Genomic DNA, 14,279 nt, shown 5'->3' on the forward strand with positions numbered 1-14,279 from the left:
GCGTCAACATCCATGCTGGCCACCACACCCGCAGACCATTCCTGCAAGTCCAGCCGAGGCTCCTGCTCCGTGCACAAAGCGAAGCGAGCCTAGCATCTGTCTATTCATACAGTAAAGGCTTGCACATGACCAATCCCATCGTTCCATGGATGGGCGGCAAACGCCGCCTGGCCAAACACCTGCTGCCCCTTTTCCCAAAGCACGACTGCTACGTCGAAGTCTTCGCGGGCGGTGCTGCACTTTTTTTCAAACGTCCTGAGCCCGCAAAGGTCGAGGTTCTCAACGACCTGAACGGGGAGTTGGTGAACCTCTATCGAGTGGTGCAGAACCACCTTGAGGAATTTATCCGGCAATTCAAGTGGGCACTGTCGTCTCGCCAGATCTTCGAGTGGCAGAAAATGACCCGCCCCGAGACACTGACCGATATCCAGCGCGCTGCGCGGTTTTTCTACCTGCAGCAGCATGCGTTTGGCGGCAAGGTCAGTGGCCAGACCTTCGGAACCGCGACCACGGCGCCGGCCGTCAACCTGCTGAGGATCGAAGAAAACCTGTCGGCCGCCTGGCAGCGGCTGTCAGGGACCTATTTAGAAAACCTGCCGTGGCTGGAGTGTGCTGAACGGTATGACCGGCCGCATACGTTTCACTACATGGACCCTCCGTACTGGAAGACCGCAGGGTATGGGATAGGGTTTGGGTTTGAGCAGTATGAGGCGATGGCGGATTTCATGCGGCGGTGTAAGGGGCGGGTTATGGTGAGTATCAATGATCATCCGGATGTTCGGCGGGTTTTTGAGGGGTTTCACTTTGAGACGTTGGATATCCGTTACACGACGGGCAAGCAGCGTAACGGCCAAATTGGCGTGAGCGGCGAACTGGTGATCATGACCTGAGAGCCAGTCGCCATGGGTGGGCTTTTGTCTCTGAGCCGCAGAATAAACACGGGACGGATAAAGATTTGGCGAAATCGTGCGGGTTCGCGCCGCGCGATTTGCAAAGCGCGAGATTACTGAACGCCATTAATTTGGCTCACTTCTCCGTCTGCCCCTCTGGCATCTCCATAAAAATTCCACGTGGTACAGTCGTCCATTTCAGTCGGAGGCTCATGCGCGCTTTATTTGAGATGCTCGTACAACCAGAGCTAGTGACAAAAAATATTGTTACTGGTATAAGGTCGGAAAACTTCTGTAATGTGTTTTTTAAATGCTAGGTTTTCTTCTGAGGGAATAGAATTGAAAGTAGAATCTGTGCAGGTTGTCGGGCTGTTTGGTAAGAACGAAACGTTGATATATGAGTTTAATTCTGATTTAAATATTATCACGGGCCGGAATGGTTCTGGTAAAACCACTATCATGAAGCTTATGTGGTTTATAATCAGTGGGAATATATTGCTCGCACTCAAGGAGATAAATTTTAAGTCTTGTAAGGTGGTCACTGATATTTACGAGTGTACAGTTTACAGGACCGGGCCTGCTCACTGTAGAGTTACTTTGGACGTAGGGGGACGTGAATATACGTTTGAGGATGAGGAGGGAGCAGGGGATGAACCGTTTTTAGCATATGCTGAGGATCAAGCTAATTCAATTCTTCGGGATATGGGCGGTTCAATATTCTTTCCTACTTTTCGAAGGATTGAAGGTGGATTCTCAATGGCGGCAGGCGCTGCGAGCAGGACTAGGTCTGGCAATAGGGTTGATGCGGAAATAGATGACAGCCTTTCTTCATTGTCTCGTAAACTTAGCCAGAAACAGCATCTTTTTATTACTGCGATCTCCACGCATGATGTGACCAGCCTGTTGTTGAAACGATATGCATCATTTTCTGAAGATGTTAACTCTTTTCAGGCGGAGGTTTCTCGACATGTAATTGATAAGATTAGGCAGTATGAGAGAACTCAGAGTGACCGATCTGATGCAGATGCGCTGCTATCGGAGACTCGCGCTGAAATCGAAAAAATCGAAGGGTTTAGGTCGGATACGATGAAACCGCTCGACGCTATCAAAGCTTTGGTTGAGAAACTTTTTCAGCATTCAGGGATCATGTTTGAAAAAAGGTTGAGTTTTGGTGATGCCGCAGCGGCAGTTGCAAGCGATGCACTCTCAGCTGGCGAAAAGCAATTGCTGAGTTTTATCTGCTACAATGCTTTTCATAAAGATAGTGTGATCTTTATTGATGAGCCTGAATTAAGCCTTCATGTTGACTGGCAGCGTCAAATCTATCCTATTTTGCATTCTCAAAACTCTGGGAATCAGTTTGTGTTCGCTACACACTCTCCTTTTATCTATGGAAAGTATCCTGACAAAGAAGTTTTGATTGGGGCAGATAAAGGAGAGTGATATGTCGGATAAAGTATTACTGACCACGGATGAGCTTTATCAGCTTCTTAAACGCTCAGCATTACCGACGGTTTTGGTTGAAGGTAAGGATGACATAATATTCTATCGCCGGGTAGAGGAGGATCTTCAAGATTTCGGCGTAGATATGTTGTCCGCCGGCAATAAGGGTGCGGTATTGGAGTTGTATCGTAAGATATCCGAGTCCCCGATATCTGCACCGGTGGTATTCGTGGTAGATAAGGATCTTTGGGTTCATGAACACTATGGGTTAGATCCAAAGAATGAGGGTGTAATCACAACAATTGGTTATTCGGTTGAGAATGACCTATATGTGGATGGTGATTTGGAAAGTTTGCTGAACTTAGAGGAAAAGCAAAGTTTTCTGGCAGAGCTTGAGCAGTTTACGCATTGGTACGCCCTAGCGGTGGATCGGGCGATGCGAGGAGATCATTCGACTTTCCGTACTCATCCTGGAAAAATCTTGGATGATGTTAGTTATTTTGGTGCTGAAACTGCTCTCCGCAGTGGAGAGTCTTATCCAGATAATTTTTTGGCCGAAATCAGAGCTAACTATTCAAGGGTTCTTCGAGGAAAATCTCTGTTCGCTTTGCTGGGCAGAAAACTTTCTTCAAAGCGTCGAGAGATTAAGTTTGGTGGTAGGCAACTAATGGAATTTGGTGCTTCGAGGCGAGGTGAAAACTACACGAGGCTGGCTAGTAAAATTAGAACGAGCTTAGTGGCCGTGATTGAAAGTAAGTCCAATAAAAGTGGCGCGTAGATTTGATTGTTCGAAGAGTAGGACGAAAGCCCCAATTGATACGTGGGGCATAATGGGCGAGTAGACTAAGAGAGAGGGGCGGTAGGGGGATTCTCAAGGCCGGCTTCTTATACTAATTGAATCACAAGTGATGCTTCGGCCAGGGTGAACATGGAGTTTTAACGCGCGTGATGCGCCTGCACTTCGCGTACCGCGTTGCGTTATCACCGTCTTTGAATTGGCTCAATAATCCCTGGACCTTGATTCTTCACGTTGCCGACTTCGCGTCCCACACAGTACCATTCGAAATCATCAACCGGCCGGTTATGCGTGGTAAGCTCCAAGACCCGCTTGGCTGGCAAGCCCAGCTCCAGCCACTTGCGCGCGTCCCCCGGCGACAGAACCACCGGCCGCCTGTCATGAATGTCGACCATCCCAGCATCACTGGCATCGGTGACAATCACAAATCCATCCCCCTCATGCGGCTCGATGCCGGTATGCACCTGTGCCAGCGCCGCGAAAAACATCGGCTCTCTACTCTTGAGCCTGATGTAGTAAGGCTGCTTCTTCTTCGGATTGTTCTCGTCCTTAACCCATTCAAACCACCCATTGGCCGGAGCCACGGCGCGGCCGGATGGCCAGAGCTGCTTGAAGAACTTGCCTGTCGCGACCGTCTCGACGCGGGCATTGATCGGATCTGGGCGCTTGCCCTTGGCCCAATGCGGGCTCCAGCCCCAGCGCACCTTGTCTACCCGTAACCCGCCTTCGGCTGGCCTGATCAGCTCAACCCGTGTGGTGGGCGCCACGTTGTAGCGGTTGATCGGCTCGTGGTCGTAGCCATTGATGATCACCAGGTCCAGCTCAAGCTGGCGCAGGTAGGTGTCCATGTCTTCATAGATCGAGTAGCGGCCACACATGATGTCCTCCTGTCGAATTTTCCCACATGGCACATTGACCATGGGTGATGCAGATAGTTAACTGTATATCCATACAGTTTATCTGTTCCATCCACATAACATGTCAAGAAGGCCGTCTCATGAGCATCAGATTTCTCGGGCGCATCGAATTGGGCAGCGTACCGCTGCCGCTGTATTCATCACGCGTTCCGGCCGGCTTTCCGTCTCCTGCTGCTGACCATATCGAGAAGCACATCAGTCTCGATGACTTGTTCAATATCCGCGCACCTCACGTGTACCTGGCCCAAGTAAATGGTGACAGCATGCAGGGCGCCGGGATCTATTCGGGCGACCTGCTGATCGTTAATTGCGGCCTTGAAGCGACGCACGGCGATATCGTGGTCGCCTCGCTGAACTGTGACGACGTTTGCAAGCGGCTGCACAGGCGTGATGGTGTGCTCATGCTCCAGGCAGAGAACTCAAGGTATCCGGCGCGCTACATCATGGAAGGTGACGACCTGCGTATTCATGGCGTTGTGAAGTACAGCATCCGCGATCATGACAAAGCCTGACCCTGTCTTCGCGCTGATCGACTGTAATTGCTTTTATGCCAGCTGTGAGCGTGCGTTTCGGCCTGACCTGGCCAAAACCCCGGTGGTGGTGCTGTCGAACAACGACGGCTGTGTGATCGCCCGCAGCTACGATGCCAAACCCTTTGTGAAGATGGGCGAGCCGTACTTCCAGATCAAGGACAAACTCCGCCGTCACGGTATCGCGGCGTTCAGCAGCAACTATGCGCTGTACGGGGACATGAGCGAACGGGTGATGACCATCATCGAATCGTGCGTGCCTGCCTTGGAGGTCTACAGCATCGACGAGGCATTTGCTGATCTGACGGGCGTACCCAACCTGGTGCAGTTTGGTCGTGAGTTGCGTAGCCGTATTTTGCAGGGCACCCGCATTCCGGTCGGGGTGGGGATCGGCCCCACCAAGACGCTGGCCAAGCTTGCCAACCACACCGCCAAGCGTTTGATCGAGCACACGGGTGGCGTGGTCAACCTTTGTGGACTGCATGAACGTAACTGGACGCTGCGCAATACCAAGGTCGGTGAGGTTTGGGGCGTGGGCAAGCGCATGGCCGCTCATTTCGAAGGGATGGGCATCATTACTGCCATGGATTTTGCCAAGGCTGACCCGGCCACACTCCGGGCCAGATTCAGCGTGGTGATCGAGAAAACAGCGCGAGAGCTGGCGGGCACGCCGTGCCTTGAGTTGAGCGAGGAAGAGCCGCCGAAGCAGGAGATCTGCAGCAGCCGGATGTTCGGAAAGCGCCTGACGGAGATTGAGCCGATCAAGGAGGCGGTAGCGAGTTATGTGCAGCGCGCCGCTGAAAAACTCCGTGGCCAAGGCTCTGTGTGCAAGCGTATGCGGGTCAGCATCCGCACAGGCATGTTCAATCCCGAAGAGGCGAAGTATGCCCAGGGTGCCTTGGTCGAGTTGCCGTACCCGACCAACGACACGTTGTTGCTGACCCGCGCCGGTACCGAAGCGGTCAATCGAATCTTCCGGTCGGGTTTCAGGTACAGCAAGGCTGAGGTTCTGTTGCTGGATCTGCGCCAGCCTGGGGAGTTCACAGGCGATCTGTTTGCGCCCAGGCAGTCGCAGAGCACTGACCGGATCATGTCGGTTATGGATGAGATCAACGGTAGGTGGGGAAGGGGAACCGTTCGATCAGCTGCCGTGCCGGCGGCTCCCGATTGGGCCATGCGACGGGATCTGATGAGTCAGAGCTACACAACCAGGATTGATCAGCTTTGGACGGTGAAATGCAATTGAGCTGTTACAGGGGTTTGGTTTGGCAGAACGCCGGGGGCGGGGTTTGATACCAATCCTGATACCAAAGCATGATTTTTGCTGATTTCTCATGGTGACTTGAGCCGTTCTTGGGCCAGCAATAACGGGGCTTTTGGTCGTCTGCGGTGAGCAAAGGAAAGCGATCTCTACCGCATGGTGATGTTTGCTGTAGAGATCAAGTGCTGGTCCTGTAAGGGTTTCAAGCGAGTATTTCTGTGTCACTGCCGGTCTTGGGCCAAATTTGGGCCAATCACACTCGAACCGCCAGCTTATCCAGCTCCCTCCAGTCAGAGGTTGAGCTGATCCATTTTGCGTAAGTGGAAAGCAGCATGTCGACGCTATGGCCCAATTGGCTGGCAATGAATGCAGGATTCATCCCAGACATCAGGCACATGGTTGCGTAGGTATGGCGCGTGTCGTATTGGCGACGTTCGCGGATGCCAAGAGCTTGGAGCACAGGTTTTAGGTGGCGGATTGTAACACTTGGTTCCTGAATCCACATCCCGCCCTTGCTGGGCGAGAACACGTAAGAGCGCTCAGGGTAACCACCTCTCGATGACATTTTGCACAGCGCTACCCATTGTTTTGCTTGGGGCCGGTCGCAAAATCGAAGCTGTGCGCAACCTGATTCAAGGATGTGTCATGGGTCTGACATGAAGTTCGATGCCGAGGGCGCGCATCACTTTCATGATGGTGTCAAAGCGTGGTTTGGCTCCAGGAGCGAGGGCCTTGTAAAGACTGGCCCTGCCAAGCCCGGAATCTTTGGCAATTTGCGCCATGCCTCGGGCTTTGGCCACATGGGAAACGGCTCTGATGAGTTCGTCGGTGTCGCCATCGGCCAACACCTGGGTCAGGTACTCGGTGATTGCCTCATCACTGTCGAGCAGTGCCGCCATATCGAACGGCAACAGGGTATCGGTCATGGCAGGACCTCCTTTGCCAAAGCTTTCGCCTGCTTTATGTCGGCAGACTGGGTTGATTTGCTACCTCCGATCAGTAGCACGATGAGTGTCTGGTTGCGTGTTGTGAACATGTACACGTAGCTGCGAAATACCTTCGCCTGTGCTTTTCACATCACCAGATTGCCTGCTGCGGCTCTTTCAATGCGTCGTGCAACAGCGATTCTTGCACCCAAGTCACGCAAAGATGCATGCCAGTGGGCAAACGATCTGGTTTGTCGAATTTCATAAGTCACGGCGCGAATGTATCCAACTGGAGACATTGTAAACCATTTTCCATTTGTAACTTGTATCGGAATCCTGTTTCAGCTTATTGCATTTAGCTGTGCCTCAAGCCGCTTCTGCGACGGAGATGTCTTACCAGCTAGAACTTTCCAGCCAGCGTCCCGGTTGCCGAGGTAGCCAGGCGGACAGTGCCCCGCCAATTCTGTTCGAAGCCTGGCCGGACAGGTCTCGCTCAGCGCCAAGCTAAATTTTTGGTGCTGGCAGCTTGGATAGAGGTTTTTCCTGCATCAACGTCAGTCCAGGTGGAAGGGCCTGTAATGGCCGGTCGGCACCGAGTTACCGATTCGCATGTGGGAGTTATTGAGCTTTTTATGCTGCAGCAGAAGTAGAAATGAGTGAAGGTGCGTCCTATCATCGGCACCGCCTTCATTTAGGGTAGTAAAAATGAGTAAAAAGCTTCAAAGAATTGGGTTTCTTATTACTTTTTTTTACGTATTCGCAATTTTGCTTATGACATGAAATCGACTGCCAAGCCTTTGGAATTACCAAACGGAAATTAATGCCGTGGGTGATTTTCTTGCTGGGGCATTTGCGCCCCTTGCGTTTCTATGGCTGGTAATCGGTTACTTTCAGCAAGGCGAGGAGCTTCGCCAGAGTAGAACAGCACTTGAGCTGCAAGCCGAAGAGCTTCGACACTCAGTTGAGCAGCAGCAGGCGATGGTCGAAATTGCAGGTCACCAGCTTCAGGCAGAACTGGACGGTTTCTTGTATGAAAGAGAACGAAGGAATAACGAAAAAAGACCAAGGTTTAAGTTTTTTGGTTTCGTTTCCAGTAGAAGTGAAAGTACCATAACTGTTGAGTTGGAACTGGAGAATTATGGTGGTACGGCAGAAGATATTGCGGTGTTATGTCGTGGGCAGAAAGTAGGAAGTCGGCATCTTCTATTGGCGGGTGATAAGCTGAAATCCAAGCTGGGTTTGGCTTACGAAGAGCATGTTTATGTATTGAGTGTTGAGCATCGTGGCGAGCAAGGGACGCTGATTGAGTACTTTGAACTGTCGATAATGATATCGGATTTTGGCACTAAAGCTGCAGAGGTCAAAATATCAGCCCGACGTTAGCTACAACTAATCTCACTAACCTGCTGCATTGGCAGGTGGGTGAGAATATCCTTTAGAAACGCGTATGGGGCATGATCATTCAGCCGCGCGAACGGGATCAAGCGAATGATCGCCGCAGCTTACTTTTACTGCGTAGCGAGCCGGCGAGTGGCCAGTTCATGCGTCCAATAGCCCAGACTCGAATCTGGTTTTCGGCCAAGTTGTGCTCAGTCAGATCGTCGTTTGGCTGTTAAGACTATTGAACAACGTGCCTCGAACTGACTTCAATTCTCTGCCGGTTTTGGCTGGCGATGATCAAGAGCCAGATTCGATCGCCCAGTTGGCAACTCGTTATCGATCACTTAACGCAACAACGTTGACCCACCACCCCCACAAGGCTATACAAACCGCCCGAGTACCAACTGAGCAAGCCCGCCATGCCCGCCAATGACGATTACAAACACGAGCCTGAACACGATCACCTGCTCGATCACGAGTTCGCCACGGATTCATTTGAGGAGGAGCAAGAGGGTGACGATGAATACGATCACGACCCGTTCGCCGACGAGTTCGAGGACGATGAGTAGATCCTCGCCCATCGAGCGACCGCGCTAACCAATCAAGCCAATACCTCGGGATGCGGATAAACCGCAGAGGGCTCGGCCCGCTGGCTTTCATCAATCCGCAACGCCGCACTGCGCAGTGCCTGGGCAGATGATTCAATGGCTGCGATGTGCCCTTGCACATCCAGCCCGTCGACGTGTCCGCCACGCTGATTAAGGAAGATCAGGTGCCCGCTCATGGCAATGGAAAGACTCTCCAGATGCGTTGCGGTCTGTTCAAGATCACTCTTGATGGTATCCAGAGATTCCAGCATTGCTCGGCGCCTTGGTTGTGGGTGCGATCCAATCTTCACGACTGCAAAAGTCGTCAAATCCGTTTGTGTCCATTCCTGGCTAAGTGTGGTGCGAGATCACGAAGTCGCGTCTGTGCGTGACACGTTTCTGGCGTCGGATTTTTGCTGCCAGGCCCCGTAAATAAAGGCTCACAGCTTGGAATAACGGACAGGCAAAGTAAAGCGCGGTGACGTAAAAGCAGGAGATCGTGTCGTCCTTTGGTTGATAATGATTCCCGTTTGTGATGTTATGTTGTTGCATTTAAAGCCGAGGGTATATCTTATGAAAGTGTTGTCATCGCTCAAGGAAGCCAAAGCCCGTCACCGCGACTGCCAGATCGTCAAACGCCGCGGGCGAATCTATGTGATCTGCAAGTCCAATCCGCGTTTCAAGGCACGCCAGGGCAATGCGAAAAACCGTAATAAGGGTTGATTGAGAAATAAAGACGGGCAACCGGTTTTAGATCCGCTGCCCGTCAAGTCCTCATTCGACGCTGCAGATCCAACGCTGATGATGTCGATAAGGCGCGCGAATAAAGGTGATATCCGCGATTCGTTTCAGACCTTGCTGCTGCAGAGCCAGGGTCAGTTGCACGAGGGTATCTGCTTCGATAGTCATTGCTGTCTCCTTGTCAGATGCTTCATTGCACAAGGAGTGTGACCGCAGACAAAAACGCCTTATTCAGTTTTTATCAGCAGCCAGTTGCCCAGCGGTCACGACCGGTTTTTTTGCCCCGAGTTGCAAGAAAATCGCTGGCCGTTCAATCACATCCCTTGTTCCTGCCTGCGTTCATTCAGCTGGACGACAATTTCATCAGCACCAGACCGCTGACAATCAGTACCGCCGCCAGTATGCGCAGGAAGGTCATCGGCTCGCCCAGCACGGTGATGCCAACCACGAACGCGCCTACCGCGCCGATGCCGGTCCAGATGGTGTACGCGGTGCCCAGCGGCAGGCTGCGCATCGAGATCGATAGCAACACGATACTGGCGATCATGGCCGCTGCGGTGATGAGGGTAGGGGTGAGTTTGCTGAAACCTTCTGACTGTTTCATCGTAAAGGCCCAGACAATTTCCAGAATGCCCGCCAATACGAGGTATATCCAGGCCATGCCCGGTTCTCCTGTTCAAAGAATCGGGCCGTCCCGAAATGCTGTCCCGTCGTGGGTGAGGGCGTCCTCAAGAACTTCGCTTTATAACTCAAGAGCGAGCGCTACGAAAACGCTCGTCGTCATGCAGCGATCGAAGTGACCGCTTGCAGCTTCGCTTTGAACTGAGCGCACGCCGCAGCGGTCTAGCCACTGACTACCTTTTCCATTGGTCAGGAGTATTGCCCTTGAATATCTTCGAAGCGCTGCGCGAAAGCCACGATCGTCAACGCCGTTATGCCGATGCCATGATTCAGACCCAAGGTGCCAGTGAGGAACGGGCCGAAGCTTATCGGCTGCTCAAGGATGAACTGCAGGCGCATGAAACCGCAGAGGAGCGGCATTTCTACGTGCCGCTGATGCAGCATGACAATGGCGTAGACCTGAGCCGTCATGCGATTGCCGAACATCACGAAATGGATGAACTGATGGAAGAGTTGGACGCCACCGACATGTCCAGCCCGAGCTGGCTGGTCTCGGCGAAAAAGCTCAGCCATAAAGTGCATCACCATCTTAAGGAGGAGGAACAGAAATTCTTCCAGATGGCCGGCAAACTGTTGGACGACAAACAGAAAGAAGCGTTGGCGGGTAAATACGTGAAAGAGTTTGAAGAGCAATTGGCCGAGGATTGAAACCGGCTGGCAGTGTTAGACTCGGCGTTTTTCAGGGATAAGGGCTCGTCATGAAATACGCGACTCTGATAATGGCGACCGTGCTGCTGGCCGGATGCGCCGCGCCGTCGAATTCGGCGCGCTCCGAGGGGCCGTTGAAAACGCTGGCCAGCGAGAAAACCAGCGCCGAGGTGGCCCAGTGCATCCAGGCCGCCTGGCAAGACGTCAAGCTGTTCGGCGATTCGGCGGATGTGTTTCTGGACCGCCAGGGTGACGGCAACTTTACGGTATTTACCACCCAAACCCGTTACTTTGCCGATGTCCTGCGCAAGGGCGGTGGCAGTGAGGTGCGTTTTTACGCACACAAGGGCGGCGACCAGATTGCGTTGCGGGCTGCGGCAATCGCCACCTGCCTCTGAATCTTGAGTCAGTCGCGGTAGAACACCTGCACCAAGTGATAGCCGAACTTGCTTTTCACCGGCCCGTGTACGGTGCGCAGTGGCTTCTTGAAGATGATCTGGTCAATGGCGCCGACCATCTGGCCGGGTCGCACTTCGCCCAAATCGCCGCCGCGTTTGCCAGAGGGGCAGATCGAGTGTTTGCGGGCCAATACATCGAAGGCTTCGCCCTTGGCCAACTGCAGTTTCAAGCGCTCGGCTTCTTCGGCGGTCTTGACCAGGATGTGGCGGGCTTGGGCTTTCATGAGGCGCTGCTACCTGTCGCAAAAGGCTGTCATTATGCCTGTCTACTACGCTCAGCAGTGTAGCGGCCTTACTTTTTTACCCCTGCGGTGTCGATTATGGATTTTCAGGCATTACTCAAGACGCTGGCCACTCAGGACGGTTCGGACCTTTATCTGTCTACTGGCGCGCCACCCTGCGCCAAGTTCAACGGTGTGTTGCGGCCATTGGGTACTGAAACGCTCAAGCCCGGTGAAGTGGCCAAGGTCGCTGATGCGATCATGGATGACGAGCAGAAAACCGCCTTCGAGCGTGAGTTGGAAATGAACCTGGCCGTGTCCCTGGCCGGGGTCGGGCGGTTTCGGATCAATATCTTCAAGCAGCGCAACGAAGTGTCGATCGTGGCGCGCAATATCAAGCTGGATATCCCGAAATTCGAAGACCTGCACCTGCCGCCAGTGCTGCTTGATGTGGTGATGGAAAAGCATGGGCTGGTGCTATTTGTCGGTGCCACCGGTTCAGGTAAATCGACGTCTTTGGCGGCACTGATCGATTATCGCAACCGCAATGCCAGCGGGCATATCATCACCATCGAAGACCCGGTGGAATTCATTCACCGGCACAAGAAGTCGATCATCAACCAGCGTGAGGTCGGGGTCGATACCCGCAGTTTTCATAACGCGCTGAAGAACACCCTGCGCCAGGCACCGGATGTGATCCTGATCGGCGAGATCCGCGACCGGGAAACCATGGAGCATGCGCTGGCGTTCGCTGACACCGGGCATCTGGCCATTTCGACCTTGCACGCCAACAACGCCAACCAGGCGCTGGACCGGATCATCAACTTTTTCCCTGAAGAGCGCCGTGCGCAACTGCTGCATGACTTGGGCAATAACCTCAAAGCGTTCGTTTCCCAGCGTCTGGTGCGCACCCCGGACGGCAAGCGGCGCGCGGCGGTCGAGGTGATGATGGGCTCACCGACCATCCGCGACTTGATTCAGCGTAACGAGTTGACCGAGCTGAAAAGCATCATGGAGAAGTCCGGCAACCTGGGCATGCAGACCTTCGATTCGGCATTGTTCAATCTGGTGGTGGAGGGTGCGATCAGCGAAGAAGAAGCCATCAAGCATGCTGACTCGAAGAACAATGTGCGCTTGCGTCTCAAGTTGCATGGTGAGGGCGGCGTGACTGCCGCGCCGACCGCAGCACCAGCGGCGCCGGTGGGGGTCGCCAGCCCGAGCATGACTCAGTGGGGCCTGGTGGAGGATGACGACGAACCCGGCACGACTCAGTCCTGAGCGAGCAAGGCCCTGTTTCAACCAGCGGGCGGGGCCGACACCGTGAACCACTGCACCAGCAGCACACCGACAAACATCACAACGATACCGGCCAGGCGCCCGACGTTCGCCTCCTTGACGGCTAAGCCCATCAGGCCGAAATGGTCGATCAGCAGCGAGCTGAGCATCTGCCCGGCGATCACGCAGGCAATGAAGCCGGTTGCCCCCAGGCGAGGTGTCAGCAGCAGGGCGCAGGTGATGTAGACGACCCCGGCCACACCGCCCAACCATGCCCAAAGTGGTAGCGCCGCGGCCTGGCTCAAGGCGGGCAAGGGTGGTCGCGCGGCGAGCAGCGCTGGCACGATGACCAACAGGCTGATCAATAAAGACCCGACCGTCGCCCACAGTGGATGGCCCAGTGCGCGGCCTAGTGCGGCATTGCTGCCAGCCTGAAAGGGTACTAGCGCACCTGCGGCCAACGCAGTGGTGGCCAGCAGTGCTGCGGTCAATGACAGCGAACCATTCATGCTCGTCTCCTGGTTAATCCAGCTTGTGTCGGAGCAGAATCTTGATTAATTAGTAAGATGAATGGAAATTCGAATTCAGGATAGGGTTCATTCTTGTGGTGAATAATCTGCGACGTATTGATCTGAACCTGCTGGTGACCCTGCACGCGCTGTTGATCGAGAAGCATATTTCTCGCGCCGCCGTACGCTTGCACAAGAGCCAGCCTGCGGTCAGTCATGCTCTGGCTCACTTGCGCCAGTTGTTCGATGACCCGTTGCTGGTCCGGCGCGGTGGCAAGCTGGAACTGACCTCCCGTGCTGCGGAGCTGTTTCAGCCGCTGACCGAGGCATTGGGCCAGCTCGGCACGTTGCTTGATACGCCGCAGTTCGATCCGTCCAGTACCCAGCGGGTGTTTCGCCTGGCGATGTCGGATTACGGTGCGCGGGTGGTGTTGCCTGGGCTGGTGCCGGAGTTGCGCGCTGCTGCCCCCGGCGTCGAGCTACGGATCAGTCAGTCCAGTCGTGAGGCAATGCTGGCTGATGTGATGGAGGGCCAGGTCGACATGGCGCTTGGCGTCTTCGCTGATCACGCACCCTCTGAGGTACATCGCCACACACTGTTTCGCGAGCATTTTGCCTGCCTGGCCGACGCTTCGACAGTGCCGGCATGCAGTGCGTTGAGCCTGCCTGACTGGCTGGCTCGACCTCACGTGATGCTGGCGATGCGATCAACAGCCGATAACGAGGTCGATCAGGCACTGGCTCGCGCCGGTCATCAGCGGCAGATTGCTGTGCAACTGCCGCATTGGGGCGTGGCAAGCGATTTGATTGCCGGCACCGATCTGATTCTGACCGTGGCCCGGCGCAGCCTGGACGCCGTCGCCCGCGACCCACGGTTATGCATCTTCGAGCCGCCGCTGTGCATCGAGCCCTTTGACTTCTCGTTGATCTGGCATCGACGCCGGGATGGCGATCAGGCTCACGGCTGGCTGCGACAGCTACTCATGGTTCATGCCGCCCGTTAATCGCCAGACCCG

Annotated in this window: 20 protein-coding genes and 2 pseudogenes; 12 read left to right on the forward strand and 10 right to left on the reverse strand. The window is 54.1% G+C overall.

Annotated elements, in window-relative coordinates:
• Nucleotides 1-125: 125 nt before the first annotated feature.
• The 3 genes from NRB16_RS07610 to NRB16_RS07620 all read left to right on the forward strand — a co-directional run bounded on the left by NRB16_RS07610 (nucleotide 126) and on the right by NRB16_RS07620 (nucleotide 3,111).
• Complete coding sequence (locus NRB16_RS07610; RefSeq protein ID WP_257105861.1) at nucleotides 126-890, forward strand: DNA adenine methylase; 765 nt, start codon at nucleotides 126-128, stop codon at nucleotides 888-890.
• Between the two features lie 339 nt (nucleotides 891-1,229).
• On the forward strand, nucleotides 1,230-2,333 hold the full coding sequence (locus tag NRB16_RS07615) for an AAA family ATPase (protein ID WP_257105862.1): 1,104 nt from the start codon (nucleotides 1,230-1,232) through the stop codon (nucleotides 2,331-2,333).
• 1 nt (nucleotide 2,334) lies between these two features.
• On the forward strand, nucleotides 2,335-3,111 hold the full coding sequence (locus tag NRB16_RS07620) for a DUF4435 domain-containing protein (protein WP_257105863.1): 777 nt from the start codon (nucleotides 2,335-2,337) through the stop codon (nucleotides 3,109-3,111).
• 203 nt (nucleotides 3,112-3,314) lie between these two features.
• Here NRB16_RS07620 and NRB16_RS07625 read toward each other — a convergent pair whose 3' ends face one another.
• A complete protein-coding gene (locus NRB16_RS07625; protein ID WP_257105864.1) occupies nucleotides 3,315-4,007 on the reverse strand; it encodes an SOS response-associated peptidase in 693 nt (230 codons plus the stop codon).
• 119 nt (nucleotides 4,008-4,126) lie between these two features.
• Here NRB16_RS07625 and NRB16_RS07630 point away from each other — a divergent pair, with 119 nt between their 5' ends.
• Together NRB16_RS07630 and umuC are read left to right on the forward strand one after the other, a co-directional pair.
• Nucleotides 4,127-4,558: a LexA family transcriptional regulator gene (locus NRB16_RS07630; protein WP_257105865.1), complete on the forward strand. Its 432-nt coding sequence runs from the start codon at nucleotides 4,127-4,129 to the stop codon at nucleotides 4,556-4,558.
• The gene (umuC, locus tag NRB16_RS07635) at nucleotides 4,545-5,822 is read left to right on the forward strand and encodes a translesion error-prone DNA polymerase V subunit UmuC (protein WP_257105866.1); all 1,278 of its coding nucleotides are present in this window, start codon (nucleotides 4,545-4,547) and stop codon (nucleotides 5,820-5,822) included. The genes NRB16_RS07630 and umuC overlap by 14 nt, the downstream gene beginning before the upstream one ends.
• 268 nt (nucleotides 5,823-6,090) lie before the next feature.
• Here umuC and NRB16_RS29445 read toward each other — a convergent pair whose 3' ends face one another.
• The 3 genes and pseudogenes from NRB16_RS29445 to NRB16_RS29600 all read right to left on the reverse strand — a co-directional run bounded on the left by NRB16_RS29445 (nucleotide 6,091) and on the right by NRB16_RS29600 (nucleotide 7,035).
• Nucleotides 6,091-6,402, reverse strand: a complete 312-nt coding sequence (locus NRB16_RS29445; protein WP_306456386.1) for an integrase — start codon at nucleotides 6,400-6,402, stop codon at nucleotides 6,091-6,093.
• 67 nt (nucleotides 6,403-6,469) lie between these two features.
• Nucleotides 6,470-6,763 carry an addiction module antidote protein gene (locus NRB16_RS07640; RefSeq protein WP_045490500.1) on the reverse strand — a complete coding sequence of 98 codons (294 nt, stop codon included), beginning with the start codon at nucleotides 6,761-6,763 and terminating at the stop codon, nucleotides 6,470-6,472.
• Nucleotides 6,760-7,035, reverse strand: a pseudogene (locus NRB16_RS29600) (type II toxin-antitoxin system RelE/ParE family toxin). The gene NRB16_RS07640 and the pseudogene NRB16_RS29600 overlap by 4 nt, the downstream one beginning before the upstream one ends.
• A gap of 553 nt (nucleotides 7,036-7,588) precedes the next feature.
• Here NRB16_RS29600 and NRB16_RS07645 point away from each other — a divergent pair.
• Entirely contained in the window at nucleotides 7,589-8,146 is a 558-nt protein-coding gene (locus NRB16_RS07645; protein WP_257105867.1) for a hypothetical protein, read from the forward strand.
• Here the strand turns inward: NRB16_RS07645 and NRB16_RS07650 are convergent.
• Nucleotides 8,143-8,354: pseudogene (locus NRB16_RS07650) on the reverse strand (IS66 family transposase); the annotation flags it as partial. The gene NRB16_RS07645 and the pseudogene NRB16_RS07650 overlap by 4 nt on opposite strands.
• A gap of 208 nt (nucleotides 8,355-8,562) precedes the next feature.
• On the opposite strand from NRB16_RS07650, the gene NRB16_RS07655 reads away from it, so the two are divergent.
• Complete coding sequence (locus tag NRB16_RS07655) at nucleotides 8,563-8,712, forward strand: hypothetical protein (protein ID WP_173426693.1); 150 nt, start codon at nucleotides 8,563-8,565, stop codon at nucleotides 8,710-8,712.
• Nucleotides 8,713-8,744: 32 nt separating this feature from the next.
• On the opposite strand, the gene NRB16_RS07660 is transcribed toward NRB16_RS07655, so the two are convergent.
• A complete protein-coding gene (locus tag NRB16_RS07660) occupies nucleotides 8,745-9,002 on the reverse strand; it encodes a hypothetical protein (RefSeq protein WP_052483445.1) in 258 nt (85 codons plus the stop codon).
• A 301-nt stretch (nucleotides 9,003-9,303) separates the two neighbouring features.
• On the opposite strand from NRB16_RS07660, the gene ykgO reads away from it, so the two are divergent.
• Nucleotides 9,304-9,453: a type B 50S ribosomal protein L36 gene (ykgO, locus tag NRB16_RS07665; RefSeq protein WP_045490502.1), complete on the forward strand. Its 150-nt coding sequence runs from the start codon at nucleotides 9,304-9,306 to the stop codon at nucleotides 9,451-9,453.
• Between the two features lie 51 nt (nucleotides 9,454-9,504).
• Here the strand turns inward: ykgO and NRB16_RS07670 are convergent, their stop codons facing one another.
• Both NRB16_RS07670 and NRB16_RS07675 read right to left on the reverse strand, forming a co-directional pair.
• Nucleotides 9,505-9,639, reverse strand: coding sequence for a hypothetical protein (locus NRB16_RS07670; RefSeq protein WP_257105868.1), 135 nt, complete (start codon nucleotides 9,637-9,639; stop codon nucleotides 9,505-9,507).
• Between the two features lie 175 nt (nucleotides 9,640-9,814).
• Complete coding sequence (locus NRB16_RS07675; RefSeq protein ID WP_045490504.1) at nucleotides 9,815-10,132, reverse strand: multidrug efflux SMR transporter; 318 nt, start codon at nucleotides 10,130-10,132, stop codon at nucleotides 9,815-9,817.
• A 224-nt stretch (nucleotides 10,133-10,356) separates the two neighbouring features.
• Here NRB16_RS07675 and NRB16_RS07680 point away from each other — a divergent pair, with 224 nt between their 5' ends.
• Together NRB16_RS07680 and NRB16_RS07685 are read left to right on the forward strand one after the other, a co-directional pair.
• Nucleotides 10,357-10,800: a hemerythrin domain-containing protein gene (locus NRB16_RS07680; protein WP_253111092.1), complete on the forward strand. Its 444-nt coding sequence runs from the start codon at nucleotides 10,357-10,359 to the stop codon at nucleotides 10,798-10,800.
• A gap of 50 nt (nucleotides 10,801-10,850) precedes the next feature.
• A complete protein-coding gene (locus tag NRB16_RS07685; protein ID WP_257105869.1) occupies nucleotides 10,851-11,198 on the forward strand; it encodes a 2-oxoacid ferredoxin oxidoreductase in 348 nt (115 codons plus the stop codon).
• An 8-nt stretch (nucleotides 11,199-11,206) separates the two neighbouring features.
• On the opposite strand, the gene NRB16_RS07690 is transcribed toward NRB16_RS07685, so the two are convergent.
• Complete coding sequence (locus tag NRB16_RS07690) at nucleotides 11,207-11,482, reverse strand: peptidylprolyl isomerase (protein WP_045490510.1); 276 nt, start codon at nucleotides 11,480-11,482, stop codon at nucleotides 11,207-11,209.
• Between the two features lie 96 nt (nucleotides 11,483-11,578).
• Here NRB16_RS07690 and NRB16_RS07695 point away from each other — a divergent pair, with 96 nt between their 5' ends.
• Complete coding sequence (locus tag NRB16_RS07695; protein ID WP_045490511.1) at nucleotides 11,579-12,757, forward strand: PilT/PilU family type 4a pilus ATPase; 1,179 nt, start codon at nucleotides 11,579-11,581, stop codon at nucleotides 12,755-12,757.
• Nucleotides 12,758-12,774: 17 nt separating this feature from the next.
• On the opposite strand, the gene NRB16_RS07700 is transcribed toward NRB16_RS07695, so the two are convergent.
• Complete coding sequence (locus tag NRB16_RS07700; protein WP_257105870.1) at nucleotides 12,775-13,263, reverse strand: DMT family transporter; 489 nt, start codon at nucleotides 13,261-13,263, stop codon at nucleotides 12,775-12,777.
• Between the two features lie 98 nt (nucleotides 13,264-13,361).
• On the opposite strand from NRB16_RS07700, the gene NRB16_RS07705 reads away from it, so the two are divergent.
• The gene (locus tag NRB16_RS07705) at nucleotides 13,362-14,267 is read left to right on the forward strand and encodes a LysR family transcriptional regulator (protein ID WP_257105871.1); all 906 of its coding nucleotides are present in this window, start codon (nucleotides 13,362-13,364) and stop codon (nucleotides 14,265-14,267) included.
• Nucleotides 14,268-14,279 lie beyond the last annotated feature (12 nt).

It is taken from the genome of Pseudomonas sp. LJDD11, assembly GCF_024584215.1.
GTDB lineage: Bacteria > Pseudomonadota > Gammaproteobacteria > Pseudomonadales > Pseudomonadaceae > Aquipseudomonas.